The 17,674-nt window shown below is 64.2% G+C and carries 15 protein-coding genes and 2 pseudogenes; 5 read left to right on the plus strand and 12 right to left on the minus strand.

Annotated elements, in window-relative coordinates; all coding sequences use genetic code 11:
- Positions 1 to 98 precede the first annotated feature (98 nt).
- A pseudogene (locus tag OJJ21_RS24405) lies at positions 99 to 185 on the plus strand (Trm112 family protein); the annotation flags it as partial.
- Positions 186 to 281: 96 nt separating this feature from the next.
- Positions 282 to 932, plus strand: a complete 651-nt coding sequence (locus OJJ21_RS13315) for a class I SAM-dependent methyltransferase (protein WP_297687043.1) — start codon at positions 282 to 284, stop codon at positions 930 to 932.
- Here the strand turns inward: OJJ21_RS13315 and OJJ21_RS13320 are convergent.
- The 3 genes and pseudogenes from OJJ21_RS13320 to OJJ21_RS13330 all read right to left on the minus strand — a co-directional run.
- The gene (locus OJJ21_RS13320; protein ID WP_297687045.1) at positions 861 to 1,838 is read right to left on the minus strand and encodes a glycosyltransferase family 2 protein; all 978 of its coding nucleotides are present in this window, start codon (positions 1,836 to 1,838) and stop codon (positions 861 to 863) included. The two genes, OJJ21_RS13315 and OJJ21_RS13320, sit on opposite strands and share 72 nt — an antisense overlap.
- A complete protein-coding gene (locus OJJ21_RS13325; RefSeq protein ID WP_297687047.1) occupies positions 1,835 to 2,191 on the minus strand; it encodes an EamA family transporter in 357 nt (118 codons plus the stop codon). The genes OJJ21_RS13320 and OJJ21_RS13325 overlap by 4 nt, the downstream gene beginning before the upstream one ends.
- 606 nt (positions 2,192 to 2,797) lie before the next feature.
- Positions 2,798 to 3,264 (minus strand): annotated as a pseudogene (locus OJJ21_RS13330) (arsenical-resistance protein); the annotation flags it as partial.
- Between the two features lie 91 nt (positions 3,265 to 3,355).
- Between OJJ21_RS13330 and OJJ21_RS13335 the strand changes: the two are divergent.
- The gene (locus OJJ21_RS13335; RefSeq protein WP_297687049.1) at positions 3,356 to 4,183 is read left to right on the plus strand and encodes a class I SAM-dependent methyltransferase; all 828 of its coding nucleotides are present in this window, start codon (positions 3,356 to 3,358) and stop codon (positions 4,181 to 4,183) included.
- Between the two features lie 16 nt (positions 4,184 to 4,199).
- On the opposite strand, the gene OJJ21_RS13340 is transcribed toward OJJ21_RS13335, so the two are convergent.
- The 6 genes from OJJ21_RS13340 to mtgA all read right to left on the minus strand — a co-directional run bounded on the left by OJJ21_RS13340 (position 4,200) and on the right by mtgA (position 10,083).
- A complete protein-coding gene (locus tag OJJ21_RS13340; protein ID WP_297687051.1) occupies positions 4,200 to 4,502 on the minus strand; it encodes a plasmid stabilization protein in 303 nt (100 codons plus the stop codon).
- Between the two features lie 22 nt (positions 4,503 to 4,524).
- On the minus strand, positions 4,525 to 5,220 hold the full coding sequence (locus OJJ21_RS13345; protein ID WP_297687053.1) for a hemerythrin domain-containing protein: 696 nt from the start codon (positions 5,218 to 5,220) through the stop codon (positions 4,525 to 4,527).
- Positions 5,221 to 5,451: 231 nt separating this feature from the next.
- On the minus strand, positions 5,452 to 6,969 hold the full coding sequence (locus OJJ21_RS13350; RefSeq protein WP_297687055.1) for a malonyl-CoA synthase: 1,518 nt from the start codon (positions 6,967 to 6,969) through the stop codon (positions 5,452 to 5,454).
- Between the two features lie 123 nt (positions 6,970 to 7,092).
- Positions 7,093 to 7,803, minus strand: a complete 711-nt coding sequence (locus OJJ21_RS13355; protein WP_297687057.1) for a response regulator transcription factor — start codon at positions 7,801 to 7,803, stop codon at positions 7,093 to 7,095.
- Positions 7,800 to 9,335, minus strand: coding sequence for an ATP-binding protein (locus tag OJJ21_RS13360; RefSeq protein ID WP_297687059.1), 1,536 nt, complete (start codon positions 9,333 to 9,335; stop codon positions 7,800 to 7,802). The genes OJJ21_RS13355 and OJJ21_RS13360 overlap by 4 nt, the downstream gene beginning before the upstream one ends.
- Positions 9,336 to 9,408: 73 nt before the next feature.
- Positions 9,409 to 10,083, minus strand: coding sequence for a monofunctional biosynthetic peptidoglycan transglycosylase (gene mtgA / locus OJJ21_RS13365; RefSeq protein ID WP_297687061.1), 675 nt, complete (start codon positions 10,081 to 10,083; stop codon positions 9,409 to 9,411).
- A gap of 125 nt (positions 10,084 to 10,208) precedes the next feature.
- Between mtgA and OJJ21_RS13370 the strand changes: the two genes are divergently transcribed.
- Positions 10,209 to 14,033 (plus strand): NahK/ErcS family hybrid sensor histidine kinase/response regulator, encoded by a 3,825-nt coding sequence (locus OJJ21_RS13370; protein ID WP_297687063.1) that lies wholly within the window; start codon positions 10,209 to 10,211, stop codon positions 14,031 to 14,033.
- Here the strand turns inward: OJJ21_RS13370 and OJJ21_RS13375 are convergent, their stop codons facing one another.
- On the minus strand, positions 14,034 to 14,693 hold the full coding sequence (locus tag OJJ21_RS13375) for a response regulator transcription factor (RefSeq protein WP_297687065.1): 660 nt from the start codon (positions 14,691 to 14,693) through the stop codon (positions 14,034 to 14,036).
- A 107-nt stretch (positions 14,694 to 14,800) separates the two neighbouring features.
- On the opposite strand from OJJ21_RS13375, the gene bioB reads away from it, so the two are divergent.
- Complete coding sequence (bioB, locus tag OJJ21_RS13380) at positions 14,801 to 15,841, plus strand: biotin synthase BioB (protein WP_297687067.1); 1,041 nt, start codon at positions 14,801 to 14,803, stop codon at positions 15,839 to 15,841.
- On the opposite strand, the gene OJJ21_RS13385 is transcribed toward bioB, so the two are convergent.
- Both OJJ21_RS13385 and OJJ21_RS13390 read right to left on the minus strand, forming a co-directional pair.
- Positions 15,821 to 16,192, minus strand: coding sequence for a hypothetical protein (locus tag OJJ21_RS13385; RefSeq protein WP_297687069.1), 372 nt, complete (start codon positions 16,190 to 16,192; stop codon positions 15,821 to 15,823). The two genes, bioB and OJJ21_RS13385, sit on opposite strands and share 21 nt — an antisense overlap.
- A gap of 7 nt (positions 16,193 to 16,199) precedes the next feature.
- Positions 16,200 to 17,444 carry an MFS transporter gene (locus tag OJJ21_RS13390; protein WP_297687071.1) on the minus strand — a complete coding sequence of 415 codons (1,245 nt, stop codon included), beginning with the start codon at positions 17,442 to 17,444 and terminating at the stop codon, positions 16,200 to 16,202.
- Between the last annotated feature and the right edge of the window lie 230 nt (positions 17,445 to 17,674).

Genomic DNA, 17,674 nt, shown 5'->3' on the forward strand with positions numbered 1-17,674 from the left:
ATACCGGATGCCACCACCTTCAAAACGAGCAAACCCTTATCACGGATTGAAAAATTGGGTAAGTCACAACCTTTCACTGACTGAGGGCTAAGGTGACGATGCCTCTGATCAACATTCTCTGCTGCCCCGATTGTCGGGGCGACCTCGCAACGCATCATTCAGACCAATTAATTTGCCAATCCTGCCAAAGGGTTTTCATGCGGGAACGGGGCATTATACAAATGCTCCCGCAGCAGACCAAACCCCTCCCCCCGGTTTATCAAGACCAGGATTATCAGCGGATGAGCGCCTTTTTCGACGACTCCGCCTCTTATTTCACAGATAACAACAGTGTTTTCTCCGCCATCCATGAATCGGCCCACCGGACCACGTGCAAATGGGAGCAGCGCTGGCCGGTTTCCGACTGGACGATCGATATTGGCTGCGGCCAAGGGTATCACTGGAAATATGTTTCTGATCACAGCCGCCTGATCGGTTTCGACATCCGGCTTGAGAGCCTGATGAAAATCCGGGACCGCTTTCCTGACGCCATTCTCGTACAGGGCAATCTGCTCAGCCTGCCGTTTAAATCTGCTTCAATCGCAAGGGCCAGTTCGGTCTATGCCCTGGAACACATCTACTTCCTAGAAGATGCGCTGATGGAGATCGCACGTATTCTGGCGCCGAAAGCTAAGTTCTTGATAGGCCTGCCTTGCGAAGGCGGTGCAGCGTGGACTTTGGGACGCAAACTCACCAGTGAGCGGACAATGTCCAGGCGCTATAACCTCGACTATCGCCGCTACATTGCCTTGGAACATTGCAATACAGCGGCGCGGGTCGAGAAGGCACTCAAGTTCCACTTCCGCCCACTGGAGCGGAAATTATTTCCCTTCGACTTTCTGCCGTTCATCAATACCAATCTGACGCTGTCCATCGCGTCCGAAAGGCTGTGAGTTTGCCGGCTGCACAATCGCTCCTGTCTGCGTGAATATACGGCTGCGCTCACGACGCATAGTGGCAATCTGCTCCGCGAGAAGGCCGAAGCAGAAGAAATAGACAGCCGACATCAGCAGCAGCTGTGATGACCCATATATCGCGCTGTAACTGACCAGTTGGTGGATCGCCAAGAGCAGGCCAGCAACCAAGCTCATGGCCGAGAGCGGCAGAAAGAACTTCTGCGGGCTGAACAATATCAGCAGGCGCATCATGATATTGATGAAGCGAATGAAGTCGCGCACTGGACGGATATTGCTTTTGCCATGATAGCGGCGCTGAATGCTGTCGATTGGGACGTACTTCACAAAATGACGCCCCTGAATCATCGCCATGGTGATTGTCGTCGGGTAAGAATACCGCGCCGGAAACAAATGAACGTATTCCAGCAAATGAGTACGCCTAATTGCGCGAAACCCACTTGTCAGATCAACAATCGGATGACCTGAAATCCAACGGGCAATGGAATTCAGCAAGAAATTGCCGAACCTTCTCCGCCGCGACGTCTTGGACTGCCGCGTCCGCGCACCAACAACCATATCGTACTCACCGATAAGGGCGACCAGCGCTGGAATATACTCCGGCGGATGCTGGCCATCGGCATCGATCATGACAATAACGTCGCCCACAGCATGACCGGCGCCGGTTGTGATGCTTGCGCCGTTGCCAAGATTATAGGTATGGCGGATCACGCGTGCGCCTGCTGCAGCGGCAGCGGCAGCAGTATTGTCGCCGGAGCCGTCATCGACCACGATCACTTCATAGGTCGAATCTATCGCTGCAATTCTGCGCACGACATCGCCTATTGTCGACGCCTCATTGAATGCCGGAACGATGACCGAAACGAGGCAATTCACTTTGCTCATACCGTTCGCCCCACGAACACGATGCCAACAAATATCAGACCGATCCCTGCCCAGCGCATGAGAGGAATGGGTTCTCGGAAGATGAAGAATGCCAGCAGTACGACGAAGACATAGACGCAAGCACTGACGGTTATCGCGAGATTCATGGGAACCACAGACAGGGCAAGAAACCAGAAGGCCGCCGCAAAGCCATAAAATAGCGCACCTGCCCATGCATTTGCAGATTTCACAACAACGCCCGCCATGTCCCAGCCAAAGGCCAGCGAGGCAATCTCGCCCGCGCCGCGCTTGAAGAAGAAATTCCCTAGCAACGTACAGACGGCAAAGCCAAGCAACAGACCGGCGCCCTTCATTGACATCTTCCCCTCAGCATAATGTTCCTGGAGCATTAACGACACCCAGCCATGAGCGTTTATAACCGGCGGCACTTCCAGAACCGAGCTCTTTTTCCTGTGTGATCAATAATCTACGCCATCAGACTCCTTGTCGAGCCCGGCATTCCATACTGGGGGCTGCGCCGCCGCCCCAGTCTTCATCCGGGTCAGGACCACGGGACCTGCGCCATCCAGCCAACACCCACAAGCTGAGGCCGACAATTGCAATTGGCATTCGTTTTTTTCCTGATGGCCGACCGCCAGGCGAAAGCGTCTGCCTAGCGGATATTGGGACGGCATATCGCTCCAGACCCGCGGTCTTGCAAAGACTCAGAAAGACCGACAGGCAGCAACCGATTGCAGCCGGATCATCAATCCCCTTGAAGGCCGAAGCTGACATTTAGCGGAAACGAGCTTTAAGCCTTTCATGCAGCAGGGGAATTTGCGCACTATAGCGAAGACACATATGAAAATTCGAGCAGAGATCAGTGAATACGGACTGATCGCTCACACAATACAGTCCGGCATTTCCGTTCAAGCAGTGATCTGCGCCGCCGGACCGGCGCAAGTATGTTCGAAGCGGCCTCAGTTGCTTGTGTGCTCATACCAGCTGCGGCTCCCGTGGACGATTTTCACCACCGAGAGTATCACCGGCACCTTGATGAGCGCGCCGACGACGGTGGCCAGCGCGGCGCCCGAGTTCAGTCCAAAAATGCCGATCGCAGCCGCCACTGCCAATTCGAGAAAGTTGCTGGCAACGCAATGCGCGACACCGCATTGGCGATTGAGCCAGTAGGCCAGGCCGGAATTGAAATAAACTTGGATCAGGATCGGTACCGCGATCAGCGCAATCACCAGCGGGTGCTCGACAATCTACTCACCCTGGAAGGCGAACAGCAAAACCGATCCCAGGGGGCGCAGCGCGCGTTCCAGCGTCCGCTTGCCCCGGACTTCGGCAGCAGGCTGCGCCAGGTCTGGGCGATGATCACCGGAACCACGATATAAAGCCCGACGGACAGCAGCAGCGTGCCCCACGGGATGGTGATGGCGGAGAAAAACCCCTATCCGCCATCTCGCCTTTCGTGTGCTAAGCCGCCACTTAACCCGGCCTTAACGGCCCGCGGTGGTATATAGCAGGCTACGATGCTCTCGCGCCGCGCGGGGGCCGACCCCGAGGCTGATGACGCCGCCATGCAAGCCCGCATTGCCTATGATACCTGCCCGCTCTGCCGGTCGGACAATTTCACCAAGATCGTCGATGCCGACTGTTCGCAGCATCCGCTGTATCAGCCGGTGATCCCGCCGGTCATGCACTGGATGGCCTGCGGCGATTGCGGCCATGTCTTCACCGACGGCTATTTCACCGATGAGGCCGCCGCCGTGATCTTTTCCAGGGTCATGGAGTACCAGGCGGTCGGCTGGGAAATGGAAAAACAGCGGGCCATTTTCTCCCGCATCGTCGAGCGGGTCAGCCGCCATGTCGCCGACGGCGTCTGGCTCGATATCGGCTTCGGCAACGGATCGCTGCTGTTCACCGCGGCCGAATACGGTTTCACCCCGGTCGGCGCCGACCTGCGCCAGGACAATACCCAGGCGCTGATCCATGCCGGTATCGAGGGACATTGCATCGACATCACCAAATTCGACCAGCAGGGCCGCTTCTCGGTCATCAGCATGGCCGACGTGCTGGAACACATGCCCTTTCCGCGCGAAGGCCTGGCGGCGGCACACCGGCTGCTGAACGATGACGGCATCCTGTTCCTCTCCATGCCCAATGCCGACTGTCCGCTGTGGCGCAATCTCAACGCGCGCAATGCCAACCCCTATTGGGGCGAGCTGGAACATTTCCACAATTTCGGCCGGCCGCGCCTGTACCGCTTCCTGGAAGAAAGCGGCTTCAGGCCGGTCCATTACACGATCAGCGAACGCTACCGCGTCGGCATGGAGATCATCGCCCGCCGCGTCGCCTGACAGCCACCCTGAACCATCAGTGCCCGTGACGTTTGCGCGTTGCTGCCGCCTTCTTGGCAGCTTTCTTCCGCGCGGCCTTGGGACGGGCCGCCGCAGCGGCGCCTCCCTTCTTGCCGCCCTTTTTCGAGGCGGCGCGGTTCTCGGTCTTGCCGCGACCGGAACCGCTTTTCTTGCCACCGCCGCTTTCCTTGTTCACCGTGGCCCAGGCACGGCGTTCGGCTTCATCCTTGCCGACGCCGCGCTTTTCATAACCTTCCTCGATATGCTCGGCCTTGCGCTTCTGCTTCGACGTATAACTCGACTTGTCACCGCGTGGCATCGGCACCTCCTGGCATGGCAGGTCAGCCCGCTTTCGCGTAGCCCCGGATCAGTTCGGCCTTGCGCTTGAAAAGCTGCTCGGCCAGGGCATGCAGGTTGAGGCCGCGCCCGCGCAGCTTGGGAAACATCTCGGTTTCCTCTTCCTTCACATGATGCTTGATATACTCGCTCAGCACCTTGATCTTGGCGTCGTAGAGATGCTCGGCGGGATCCATCGCCTCGATCTGCCGGATCAGCTCCTTGGCCGAAGCATGCTCGACAATCGCCTCATCCACGAGGTCATGCTCCAGCTTGCGGTGGGCCGGCGGATACAGCAGCTCTTCCTCGATCTGGGTATGCACGCGCAGTTCGAGGCAGATTTTCGCGGCCAGCGCCGCCTTGTCGGCCTTTTTCTGGGTATTCTCGAATTCCTCGAACAGGGCTTCCACCGCGCGGTGATCCTGCTGCAGCAGGGCGATGGCGTCCTCGGGCATCTCGGCCACCGCCAGACTGGTCTTCACTTCCTGCGCAGCACGACGCACGGCAGCCGATACTTTCGGCGCGGCGGCGCGGCGCACGGCAGTTTTGGCGCGCGTTGCTGTCTTGCGCCGGATTGCGGCCTTGCTGCGCGCGGTGGTCTTGGTCCGCGCTGCCGTCTTGCGCCGCGTTGTGGCGGATTTGGTCGTCTTTTTCGCGCGACTGGCGGTACGGGCTTTGGCTTTTGCGGCTTTCTTGGCCATGGGGCATCTCCCTGTCAGGTCCGCTGGCGACCTGCTGTGATTGGCGTGATCCGGTTTACGGGACGATGAACCGCAATTGGGCGCATTAAGTTCCGCTGCGCGATGCAGAAGGCTGCAAAGGCCACAGGAGGGCCTCACCGCGCCTCAATTCCGACGCGGAAATTCAGTCCGCGACGACGGCGGGCTGCGCCGCCAGCGAGACACGGATCGGCCCCAGGCGCGGGATGCGGCTCAGGCCTTGTAGAGCCCCTTGTACTGGTCGCGCAGCAGGTTCTTCTGCACCTTGCCCATGGTATTGCGCGGCAGGTCGTCGACGAAGAAGACCCGCTTCGGCAGCTTGAACTTGGCCAGGCGGCCATCCAGCGCCTTGAGCACGGCGGCTTCGTCCAGTTTGCAACCTTTGTCCGCCACCACGACGGCGGTGACGCCTTCGCCGAAATCGGGATGATCGACGCCGATCACCGCCGATTCGATCACGCCCGGCATGGCGTCGATCTCGGTCTCGACTTCCTTCGGATAGACATTATAGCCGCCGGTGATGATCAGGTCCTTGCCGCGGCCGACGATATGCACATACCCGCGTTCGTCGATCTTGCCGAGGTCGCCGGTGATGAAGAAACCATCGGCGCGGAATTCCGCCGCGGTCTTTTCCGGCATGCGCCAGTAACCCTTGAAGACATTCGGGCCTTTCACCTCGATCATGCCGATCTCGCCCTGGGCGAGATGCCTGCCGGTTTCCGGATCGGCGATGCGCACGGACACGCCCGGCAGCGGGAAACCCACCGTGCCGGCGACGCGTTCGCCGTCATAGGGGTTGGAGGTGTTCATGTTGGTCTCGGTCATGCCATAGCGTTCTAGGATGCGATGGCCGGTGCGCGCCTCCCATTCCTTATGCGTGTCGGCCAGCAGCGGTGCCGAGCCGGAGACGAACAGGCGGATATGCCTGACCAGGTCCCGGGTCAGCGCCGCGCTCTGCAGCAGGCGCACATAGAAGGTCGGCACGCCCATCATGCAGGTGGCGCGCGGCAGCAGGCGCAGCACCTCATCGGCATCGAACTTCGACAGGAAGATCATCGAGGCGCCCGACAGCAGCACCACATTGCTGGCCACGAACAGGCCATGGGTGTGGAAGATCGGCAGGGTATGCAGCAGCACGTCGTCCTTGCTGAAACGCCAGTAGCGCACCAGGGTCTCGGCATTGGAGAACAGGTTGTGATGCGTCAGCATCGCGCCTTTCGAGCGGCCGGTGGTGCCCGAGGTATAAAGGATCGCGGCCAGATCGTCGGCGACACGCGGCACCGGCGTAAAACCGGCTGGCACGGTCTCGACCCTGTCCATCAGGCTGCCATCGCCCATGCCGTCGAGCGTGAGACAATGCGCGACGCCCAGCCTTGCGGCCAGGGGGGCGAGATCCTTTTCGACGGCGGGGCGGCACACCACCACGCGCGGTTCGGCATCGCCGATGAAGTATTCCAGCTCGGTCAGCGTGTAGCCGATATTGAGCGGCAGGTAGACAGCACCGGCAGCCACCACGCCGAGATAAAGGATCAGCGCCTCGGCCGATTTGTCGACCTGCACGGCCACCCGGTCGCCCGGCTGCACGCCGAGGCCGGCCAGCAGGCCGGCGAACCGCTCCGCCAGGGCGAAGGTATCGGCGTAACTGAAAATCCGCCCGTCGCCGGTTTCGATGAAGGTCTTCGCCGGGTCGGCGACGCGGGAGCGGATCAGGGTATAGAGATTTTCGGACATCTGGTTTGCGCGGCTTTTATCGGATGGGTTGCGGATCGGACGTCCGTACTTAATCTTCCCCGCCCCGGTCCGCGCAAGTCTTCCCGGGTCGCAGCGGCCCTGTTCAAAGCGTTTTAATGGCGCTCAGGGCACCGCGGCTTCCATCTGGTCGGGCGCCAGCAGCCGATAGCCGATCCCCAGTTCGGTCACCACATAGGTCGGCCGCGCCGGATCGCGCTCGATCCGCTGTCGCAGCTTGCGCATGAAGATGCGCAGGTAATGCACATCCTCGGCATGCTCGTCGCCCCAGACGCCGCGCAGCAGTTGCTCATGCGTCACCACCTTGCCGGCATTGCGGGCCAGATGCTGCAGCAGGCCGTATTGCTTCGGCGTCAGCTTCACTTCCGCGCCGTCCACCACGACGCGGCGGCGCGCCAGGTCGACGGCCAGGCCGCCGACTTCGAAAACCGGCTCGTCGGCCGCCGGCGGTGCGCGCCGCATCACGGCATTCACCCGCGCCAGGAATTCGGCGATGCTGAAGGGCTTGGTCAGGTAATCGTCGGCGCCGCATTCGAAAGCGCGGATCTTGTCGGCTTCGCGGCTGCGCACGGTCAGCACGATGACCGGTATCCAGCTCCATTCGCGCAGGCGGCGCAGCACATCGAGCCCGTCCTGGTCGCCGAGCTGCATGTCGAGTACGACGAGATTGATATCGTTTTTCGCCGCCGCCTCCAGTGCCTCGGCGCCGGTCGCCGCCTCGATCACCTCGAAATCGTGCATGGCGAGTGCCGGCCGCAGGAAGCGGCGGATTTGCACCTCGTCATCGACGATCAGGATTCTGCGCTTGTCGCTCATGCGGCTTCTCCTTCATCCGCTACCTGCAATGTCTTGGCCAGCGGCATGCCGATATGGAAGGCGGCACCCTGCCCCGGCCCGCGGCTGTCCGCCCAGATTTCACAACCGGCCGCCTCGACGAAGGCCTTGCTGACCATCAGGCCCAGGCCATTGCCGGCCACCTGGCCCGAACTGGCATCGGCGGCGCGATAGAAGGGTGCGAAAATCTGCTCGGCGTCGCTTTTCTCCAGGCCGATGCCGGAATCATGGACTCCAAGCACCACCCGCCCCGCCTCGACACGCCCGCGCAGGGCAATCGCCGAACCGGGCGGCGAGTATTTGGCGGCATTTTCCAGGATATTGACCAGCGCCTGTTCGATCAGCACCGGATCGGTCTGCACCATCGGCAGATCGAGGAAATCGTCGGATTCGATGCGATGCCGGGCAAGCACCTTCTGGGTCTGGCGCAAGGCCGCATTGGCGATATCGGCCACATCCACCGGTTCGGGCTGCGGCATCAGGCGACCGGCGCGGATGCGGGTGAGATCGAGCATGCGGCGGATATAGCGCTCCAATCGCTCGGCCTCCTCGCGAATGGTCGATTGCAGTTCGGTGCGCGTGGCGTCGTCGCAGATCGGGCCGAATTTCTCAAGCGTGGTGACTGAACCGAGGATCGAGGCCAGCGGGGTGTGCAGGTCATGCGAGATCGAGCCGAGCACGGCCTCGCGCAGGTCTTCCGCCTTGGCCTGCACGCGGGCCTCCTCGACGCGCAGCGCCAGACGCATGCGCGCCATCGCCAGACCAGACTGTTCCATCATCGCGGCAATTGCCAGCGGATCGAGCCGGCTGGCCGGTTCCGGACCCAGCACGATGACGCCGATCGGCGCGCCGCCGCTGCGCAGCATATAGGTGGAGGGCACGGTGCTGTCGTGCTCGCGCTGCCGCCAGGCCTGCTGCGCCAGCGCACGCGGCGGGACGACGCCGAATGTGCCGGCCGCCGCCACTTCCCGCAGGCCATCGGCATCATCCAGATAGATCGCCACGGCGCAACCCAGGCCGTGGCTGAGTTCGTCGGCCAGCAGGGCCGGCGTCTCGGCCGGGTCGACAACCGCGCTGATCCGGCGGTTGAAAGCCAGCAGATATTCCATCATAGCCTCGCGCCGCCGCGACGTGGCCGCCGCGCGCCGGGCATATCCGGCCAACTGGCTGGACGCGATGGCAACGCCGGCGAAGACGAAGATATCGGCAAATTCCTGCGGATCGGCATTGGGCAGGCTGAAAGCCGGATTGTAGAACAGCACCGAGCAGGCCGCGAGCGAGGCCAGCGCCGCGGTCAGCGACGGGATCATGCCGCCGAAAATCGCCGCCCCCAGGATCACCGGCACGAACAGGATCGAAGCGGAAGTGACATTGATGGCGCGGCTGAGCGCGAAAACACCGATACCGGCAATACCGACAACCGCAGCGGCAACGATGCTGTGCAGCAGAATCTTTCCGGCCGGCCTGCGGACGGGTTCATCTCCGGCGATGTGAAGGGCGATGGGCGAAGCCATGATCAATTATCCCACAGGCAATCGGCCCGTACACCCCTTCGGTAGCCCTCCGGCCGGCCCCGACGGGGGTGCGTCAATCGATACAGGCCAGCTGCGCCGGGCCGAGCTGGCCGATGCGGCCCCGGATCACGCCGGTCCGGCGCTCGATATAGGCCGTGGGCCGGGCGGCATTCCAGCGGTTCGGGCTGGGCAGGATCGCCGCCAGCCGTGCCGCCTGGGCCTCGCTCAGCCGGCTTGCCGCCAGTCCGAAATGGCTCTCCGCCGCCGCCGCGGCCCCGAACAGGCCGGGGCCCATCTCGGCGATGTTGAGATACACCTCGATGATCCGGCGTTTCGGCCAGGCCGCATCCAGCGCCAGCGCCAGCGGCGCCTCCAGCCCCTTGCGCACAAAGCCGCCGCCCGGCCAGAGGAACAGGTTGCGGGCCACCTGCATGGTAATGGTACTGGCCCCGCGCAGGCGCCCGGTTTCCTCGTAATCGTCAAGCGCCTCCTGCACCGCGCCGAGATCGATGCCGCGATGCAGGCAGAACCGCCCGTCTTCGGAGGCGATCACCGCCCGGGGCAGGGCCGGCGCGATGTCGGCCAGCCGCACCGGCCGGTAGCGGACAAGGGCACCGCGCTCAAGGCTGCGGATCAGCATCAGCGGGGTGGCCGGCGGGTCGAGGAAACGGAACACCAGCAGGCCGCCGCACCAGAACAGGGCAAGGCCGACCAGCAGGATTTTCAGCAATCGGAACAGCAGCTTCATCCACGACAGCAAAACCCGGTCCGGCCGCGCTGGCAACCATCCCGGCTGCCCGGTCCCGGGCGCCAAGCCGGTGGACAGCGACCCGCCGGGGGGATTAACTGGCCGGAACGGGGAGACAACACCGCATGCTGCAAGGCAGCGCAATCCTGCTTATGTCGCTCGGCTATCTCGGGCTGCTGTTTGCCGTCGCCCACCTCGGCGACCGGCTGAACACGCGCTGGTATACCGGCCGCAGCGGCGCCACGATCTATGCCCTGTCGCTGGCGATCTATTGCACCTCCTGGACCTTCTACGGCTCGGTCGGTCGCGCCGCCCTCTCTGGACCGGACTTCATCCTGATCTACGTCGGCCCGATCCTGGCCATTACCGCCGGCTATCCGGTGTTGGCGAAGATGATCCGCGTCGCCAAGCGGCAGAATCTCATTTCGATCGCCGACTTCATCGGATCGCGCTACGGCAAGAGCCGCGCTGTGGCTGTTCTGGTCACGCTGATCGCGGTGATCGGCGTGCTGCCCTACATCTCGCTGCAGATGCAGGCGGTCAGCGTCAGCTTCGAAGTGCTGCTCGGCAGCGAGATGGCGCATCTGCTCAATGCCACCCTGCCGCCGCCATGGCGCGATACCGCGATGTTCGTGGCCGGCATCATGGGTCTCTTCACCATCCTGTTCGGTGTGCGCCATGTGCAGGCCACCGAACAGCATCGCGGTATGATGCTGGCCATCGCCTTCGAATCGCTGGTCAAGTTGGCCGCCTTCCTCGCGGTCGGGCTGTTCGTTCTTTATGGCCTGTTCGATTCCGGCAGCGACCTGCTGGCCCGGGTGCAGGAAGCGCCCGGCCTGAGTGAGCAACTGAGCAAGGGTCTTGGCACCAACTGGATCGCCATGACGCTGCTCTCGGCCTTCGCCTTCCTTTGCCTGCCGCGCCAGTTCCATGTCGCGGTGGTGGAAAACGGCGACCCCAGCAGCCTGAAAGCGGCGCGCTGGCTGTTCCCCACCTACCTGATTGCCATCAATCTCTTCGTGGTGCCGATTGCCGCGGCCGGCCTGCTGCTGATGAGCAAAGGCACCAATCCGGACTTCTTCGTCATCACCCTGCCGCTGATGCACGATCAGCTGGCGCTTTCGGTCTTCGCCTTCATCGGCGGTCTCTCGGCTGCCACCTCGATGGTGATCGTCGCCTGCATGGCATTGTCGATCATGGTGTCAAACGAACTGGTGACGCCCCTGCTGCTGCGTTCGCGCGCCGGCGGCTCGCACGAGGTCGGCCAGATCGTGCTGAACGTGCGCCGTGCGGCCGTCGTCGTCATCCTGATCGCGGCCTATATCTACCATACATGGATTGCCGGCTACCTGCCGCTCGCCTCCATCGGCATGATCTCCTTCTGTGCGGTGGCCAATTTCGCGCCGCCGCTGCTGCTCGGCCTCTACTGGCGCCGCGCGCATCGCCATGGCGTGCTTGCCGGCCTGGTCGCCAGCTTCGCCATGTGGATCTATACCCTGCTGCTGCCCTCCATCGAGGGGGCCGGCGGCGGCCAGCCGATGCTGGCGCCGCTGGCCGGCTGGTTGCCCGCACCGATCAACGGCTTCGACGCCATCCTGCAGGGCTTTGTCGCCTGCACGGTGGTGAACACCTCGCTGCTGGTTGGCATATCGCTGCTGTCGCGACCCAGCCGCCGCGACCAGGAACAGGCGATGATTTTCGTCTCCGGCGACGAGACCCCGCCGGCCACGGCGCCTGATGAAGTCGACACCGATCCCCGCATCGAGGAATTACGGGCGCTGGCGTCGCGTTTCATCGGCAGCGAACGCGCCGAACGCGCCTTCGCCGGCCAGCGCATGAATGCCGCCGAAGCCATGGCTTTCACCGAACATCTGCTCGGCGGCGCCATCGGTGCCGCCTCGGCACGGATCGTGATGGCCTCGGCACGCGGCAAAAACCTGCTCAGCCCGCGCGCCGCCCGCGCCATGCTGGGCGAGGCGTCCGAAGCGATCCGGCACAATCTCGACCTGCTGCGGACCACACTCGATCACATCAGCCAGGGCATCGGCGTGTTCGACCATGAACAGCGGCTGGCGGCCTGGAATGATCGCTTCTTCGACCTGCTCAGCCTGCCGGCCAACCTGGCCGAGAATGGCATTCCGCTGGCTCAGCTGGCCGGCGATGGCACCGGCGACCTGGCCATGACCCTGGCTTCCGGCGCCCGCGGCTCGCAGATTCATGAACGTCGCCGCCCCGATGGCGGCGTGGTTGAAATCCGCGTCGACCCGATGCCCGATGGCGGCTTCGTCGCTACCTGCACCGATATCAGCGAACGCGTGCGCGCTGCCGAGGCGCTGCGCGCCTCCGAGCGCGCCATCCGCATCTATACCGACAACGTGCCGGTGCTGATCGCCTATGTCGACAGCGAGGAACGCTACCGCTTCACCAACATGCCGTTCCGCCGTTCGCTCAACCTGCCGCAGCAGCAGATCGACGGCCGGCCGCTGAAGGAAATGATTTCGCCGGAACGCTATGCCCGGCTCAAGCCGCATATCGACGCTGCCCTGGCCGGTCAGCGCCAGAGTTTCGAAATCGAATTCCCAACCAACGACGCCAAGATCGAGGTGGCGCACGGCACTTATATTCCGCATGTCGGCCATAGCGGCGATGTGCTCGGCTTCTTCCTGCTCTACCAGGATGTCACCGAACGCCGCCGGGCCGATGCGGCACTGCGCGCCGCGAATGAAGGCCTCGAACGCCGCGTTGCCGAACGCACTGCCGAATTGCAGCTCGCCGTGCAGGAGCTGGAAGCCTCGCGCGCCCAGGCCGAGGCCGCCAATCTGGGCAAGACACGCTTCCTTGCCGCCGCCAGCCACGACCTGCTGCAGCCGCTGCATGCCGCGCGGCTGTTCACCGCGGCATTGGCCGAGCGCGAGCCGGACAATCCGCTGGTCGCCAAGATCGATCATGGACTGGGTTCGGTGGAGGTGTTGCTCGACGCCCTGCTCGATATCTCCAAGCTGGATGCCGGCGCAGTGCGGCCGGAAATCCGCCCGGTAGCGCTGTCGTCGCTGTTCGACTCGCTGGCCACCTCCTTCGGGCCGCTGGCGGCGCGACGCGGTGTGACGCTGAAAGTGGTGCCGACCACCGCCACCATCAACACCGACCCGGCCCTGCTGCGCCGCGTGCTGCAGAATTTCGTCGCCAATGCGATCCGCTATGCCGATCCCGAGTGCGAGGATCGCCGCGTCATCGTCGGCTGCCGGCACCAGGGCGGCCGGATCCGCATCGCTGTCTGCGACAACGGCCCCGGCATTCCGGCCGACAAGCAGCAGGTGATCTTCCAGGAATTCGCCCGGCTGGAGCGCGGCGGCGATGCCGCCGAACGCGGTCTTGGCCTGGGACTGGCCATTGTCGACCGCATCGGCCGCATGCTCAACAATCCGATCAGGCTCGACTCCCGCCCGGGCCATGGTTCGGTCTTCAGCATCGCCGTCCCACGTGCCGCCGCCGAACCGGTACAGCCGGTGGAGGCTGCGGCTGCCCCGGCTTTTATCGCCGGTTCGCTGAGCGGCAGTTTCCTGCTTTGCATTGAAAACGAAGCCGGCGTGCGCGAAGCGATGATCACGCTGCTGGAGGGCTGGTCATGCAAGGTGGCGGCGGTCGACTCAATTCCCGCGGCGCGTCAGGCGGTGGCCGCCGCCGGCCGCAGCCCGGATATCATCCTGGCTGACTTCCACCTGGACGAAGACAGCTCCGACGGCCTTGAGGCCATCGCCCAGCTGCGCCGCGACTGGGGCCAGCGCATTCCGGCGATCCTGATCACTGCCGACCGCAGTCAGGAGATGCGCAGCCGTGCCGCCGAAATGGGGGTCGATGTGCTGAACAAGCCGGTCAAGCCGGCCGCTTTGCGCGCGCTGATCAGCCAGCGGCGGCGCCCGGCCGGCCCGCTTGCCGAGACCGGCGACTGATCAGATGGAGAAATGCCGCGCCGCGATAACCGCCTGGGTGCGGCTACGGACGCCGAGCTTCTTGAGGATGGCGGTGACATGCGCCTTCACCGTGGCCTCGCCGACCGACAGTTCATGCGCGATCTGCTTGTTGAGCTTGCCCTTGCTGAGCAGGGTGAGCACGCGCAGCTGCTGCGGCGTCAGTTCGTTGACCCGGCGGGCGAAGTCGTCGGGCATGGCGGTATCGTCGCCTTCCAGCTCCGGCGGCAGCCAGACCTCGCCATCGAGGACCGCCTGCAGGGCGCTGGCAATGGTTTCCATCGCCGCTGATTTCGGCACGAAGGCCGCGGCACCGAATTCGATGGCGCGCCGCATCACCGCCGGCTCGCGCGTCGACGACACGATGGCGACCGGCACGGCCGGATGGCTGGAGCGCACGGCGGCGAGGCCGGCAAAACCGTCCATGCCGGGCATGTCGAGATCGAGAATCAGCAGATCGACAGACTCGCGGCTGTCCAGCGCGGCACGCGCACCGTCGAGATCGGCGGCGCCGACCACATCGACGCCGGTCATCGCCTGGCGCAGGGCCTGGCCCAGCGCCTCGCGCACCAGTGGATGGTCGTCGGCGATGATAATCGTCAGTGCCGGTTCTGCGGCGCCGGCCTTGGCTGCTCCCGTCATGCGTCGCAAGGTAAACTACGGCCATCCGGTCAGCAAGACGAAGCGGGACTGGACAGGCGACACCGGGCGGGTTAGTGCAGGCCGCCGTTTTCAGTGAGGAGCCCAGCATGACCGCCACCGGCCTTGTGGATATCACCGCGCTGACCGCCCGCTGCACCACTGCAGCACCGCGATACGACTGGACGCGTGCAGAAATCGATGCGCTGTTCGCCCTGCCCTTCAGCGACCTGCTGTTTCTTGCCCAGCAGGTGCACCGCCGCCACTTCGCCGCGAACCAGGTGCAGATGAGCACCCTGCTCAGCATCAAGACCGGCGGCTGCCCGGAAGACTGCGCCTATTGCCCACAAAGTGCCCAGTTCGACACCGGCGTAAAGGCCGAGAAGCTGATGGGTCTGGACGAGACGCTGGACGCCGCCCGCGCCGCCAAGGCGGCCGGTGCCAGCCGCTTCTGCATGGGTGCGGCCTGGCGCAGCCCGAAGGAGCGCGACCTCGACAAGGTCTGCGCCATGGTCGCCGAGGTGAAGGCGCTGGGACTGGAAACCTGCGCCACGCTCGGCATGCTGACACCGGACCAGGCTACGCGGCTGGGCGAGGCCGGACTGGATTACTACAACCACAACCTCGATACCTCGCCCGAACATTACGGCGCGATCATCACCACGCGGACTTACCAGGATCGGCTGGATACGCTGTCGAACGTGCGCGCGGCGGGCCTCAAGGTCTGCTGCGGCGGCATCGTCGGCCTGGGCGAAAAGGCCGGGGACCGCAGCGGGCTGCTGCACAGCCTGGCCACCCTGCCGGCGCATCCCGACAGCGTGCCGATCAACATGCTGGTGCAGGTGGAAGGCACGCCGCTGGACGGCCAGGCGCCGCTCGACGGCATCGACTTCGTGCGCACCATCGCGGTGGCGCGCATTGTCATGCCGGAATCGATGGTGCGGCTCTCGGCCGGCCGCGAGCAGATGAGCGAGGAACTGCAGGCGCTGTGTTTCCTCGCCGGCGCCAACTCGATCTTCCTGGGCGAGAAGCTGCTGACCACGAAAAACCCGGGCCAGGACCGCGACGCGACCCTGCTGAAGAAACTCGGCATCGAAGCGATGCCGCACACCACAGTGGAAGTCGGCGGCTCAGCCGAAGCGGCGGAGTGACGGAAACACCGGCGGCAGGCCGGTGCAGCCGGCCAGCGTGAACAGCGTGAAGGGCTGGGCGCGATAGACGGCAATGGCGCCGCTGTCGCGCAGCCGCGCGGCGAAGCCGGCCTCGTCGGACGCGACTTCCACCGCATTGGGCAGCCAGGTCTGCCGCACCAGCCGGGCTTCCGTCTGCGTCGCCGCCGCCGTCACCGCCAGCGTATCCCAGCCGAAGGGATAGACCGCGACCACCCGGCCGCTGGCCTCGGGCGGCAGCGCGGCGCGCTGCAGGGTCCAGCCGAACAGGCCGGCCCAGAGCAGCAGGACCGCCGCGACAAAACCGAGCGCGAGGCGATGCGGCGCCGCCATGAGACCCTTACTCGGCCGCCGCGGCCGCCGCGGCCGCCGGGGCCACGCGCACCAGCGGGCGCTCGTCGATCGGCCAGTGCACGATGGCGGCAAACACGCCGAGGCCGAGCGAGATCCACCAGACCACATCGTAGGAGCCGGTGAGATCGAACAGCCGGCCGCCGAGCCAGACGCCGAGGAAGCCGCCGACCTGGTGGCTGAAGAACACGATACCGAAGAGCGTGGCCATGTAGCGCGGCCCGAAAATCTGCGCCACCAGCCCCGAGGTGAGCGGCACGGTGGAAAGCCAGAGCAGGCCCATGCAGAAGGCGAAGATCAGCACGCTGACCTGTGTCATCGGCAGCATCACGAAGACGGCGATCACCACGGCGCGGGCGCCGTAGATGAAGCTGAGCAGGTATTTCTTGCTGCGCTTGCCGCCCAGCACGCCGGCGGTATACGAGCCGACCACATTGGCCAGCCCGACCAGCGCCAGCGCCCAGGCGCCGGTCTGCGGATCGAGGCCGCGATCGACGATATAGGCGGGCAGATGCGTCTGGATGAAGGAGACGTGGAAGCCGCAGACGAAGAAGCCGGAGATCAGCAGCCAGTAGCTTTTCTGGACACCCGCCTCCTTCAGCGCCTCGCCCATCGACTGCTTCGGACCGCTGCCTTCGGGCGCCCTGCCGGCCAGCACGCTGGACAGCGGCACGATGGCGAGCGCGAACAGGCTGAGCAGCAGCAGCGCGATCTGCCAGCCCCAGGCGGCGATGAAACCCTGGCTGAGCGGCACCATGAGGAACTGGCCCATCGAGCCGGCGGCCGTGCCCAGACCGAGCGCCCAGGAGCGCCGCTCGGGCGACACCATGCGGGCGATGGCGGCCAGCGCCACGGTAAACGACGTGCCGGCCAAGCCCATGCCGAGCAGCACGCCGAGCGTGAGGTTGAGCATCAGCGGCGTGGCCGAATAGGCGGTGAGCGCGACGCCGGCGGCATAGAGCAGCGCGCCCACCGCCAGCACGCGGCCGGAGCCGTAGCGGTCGGCGATGGCGCCGGCGAAGGGCTGGCCGAAGCCCCAGAGCACGGTCTGGATGGCGATACCGAAGGCAAACACCTCGCGGCCCCAGCCATTGGCGACGCTGATCGGCTCCAGGAACAGGCCGAAGCCCGAGCGCACCCCGAAATTCAGCAGGGCAATGGTGCAGCCGACGATGATGACCAGCAGCGGGGTGCGCCAGGCGGGCATTGCCGGGACAGCGGGGGATGCGGACATCGGGGTCTCCTGAACGCGCGTTCGATTCCTGCTGAAAAGACCTAAACCCCTGACCGGCAAGGGGCAAGTTCACAATTGCAACCCGACATTCGCGGCGCCTGCCCGGTCCCTGGCTGGTGCCTGGCCGGTGCCTATCCCGGCTTATTTCGCGCTTCAGCCAGCTTATCCGGCGCTTAATGCGGCTTAACCGCAGCTTATTCCGGCTTATCCCGACCTTATCCGGGGCTTAT

The organism is Ferrovibrio sp., from assembly GCF_025869515.1.
GTDB lineage: Bacteria > Pseudomonadota > Alphaproteobacteria > Ferrovibrionales > Ferrovibrionaceae > Ferrovibrio.

What these genes read in the sequence shown, in the direction of transcription:
- OJJ21_RS13315 (WP_297687043.1), top strand. Translation starts at nt 282, where the DNA reads ATGAGCGCCTTTTTCGACGACTCCGCCTCTTATTTCACAGATAACAAC.
- OJJ21_RS13370 (WP_297687063.1), top strand. Translation starts at nt 10,209, where the DNA reads ATGCTGCAAGGCAGCGCAATCCTGCTTATGTCGCTCGGCTATCTCGGG.
- OJJ21_RS13340 (WP_297687051.1), bottom strand. Translation starts at nt 4,502, where the DNA reads ATGCCACGCGGTGACAAGTCGAGTTATACGTCGAAGCAGAAGCGCAAG.
- OJJ21_RS13355 (WP_297687057.1), bottom strand. Translation starts at nt 7,803, where the DNA reads ATGAGCGACAAGCGCAGAATCCTGATCGTCGATGACGAGGTGCAAATC.
- OJJ21_RS13350 (WP_297687055.1), bottom strand. Translation starts at nt 6,969, where the DNA reads ATGTCCGAAAATCTCTATACCCTGATCCGCTCCCGCGTCGCCGACCCG.
- mtgA (WP_297687061.1), bottom strand. Translation starts at nt 10,083, where the DNA reads ATGAAGCTGCTGTTCCGATTGCTGAAAATCCTGCTGGTCGGCCTTGCC.
- OJJ21_RS13320 (WP_297687045.1), bottom strand. Translation starts at nt 1,838, where the DNA reads ATGAGCAAAGTGAATTGCCTCGTTTCGGTCATCGTTCCGGCATTCAAT.
- OJJ21_RS13325 (WP_297687047.1), bottom strand. Translation starts at nt 2,191, where the DNA reads ATGAAGGGCGCCGGTCTGTTGCTTGGCTTTGCCGTCTGTACGTTGCTA.
- OJJ21_RS13345 (WP_297687053.1), bottom strand. Translation starts at nt 5,220, where the DNA reads ATGGCCAAGAAAGCCGCAAAAGCCAAAGCCCGTACCGCCAGTCGCGCG.
- bioB (WP_297687067.1), top strand. Translation starts at nt 14,801, where the DNA reads ATGACCGCCACCGGCCTTGTGGATATCACCGCGCTGACCGCCCGCTGC.
- OJJ21_RS13385 (WP_297687069.1), bottom strand. Translation starts at nt 16,192, where the DNA reads ATGGCGGCGCCGCATCGCCTCGCGCTCGGTTTTGTCGCGGCGGTCCTG.
- OJJ21_RS13390 (WP_297687071.1), bottom strand. Translation starts at nt 17,444, where the DNA reads ATGTCCGCATCCCCCGCTGTCCCGGCAATGCCCGCCTGGCGCACCCCG.
- OJJ21_RS13335 (WP_297687049.1), top strand. Translation starts at nt 3,356, where the DNA reads ATGCTCTCGCGCCGCGCGGGGGCCGACCCCGAGGCTGATGACGCCGCC.
- OJJ21_RS13360 (WP_297687059.1), bottom strand. Translation starts at nt 9,335, where the DNA reads ATGGCTTCGCCCATCGCCCTTCACATCGCCGGAGATGAACCCGTCCGC.
- OJJ21_RS13375 (WP_297687065.1), bottom strand. Translation starts at nt 14,693, where the DNA reads ATGACGGGAGCAGCCAAGGCCGGCGCCGCAGAACCGGCACTGACGATT.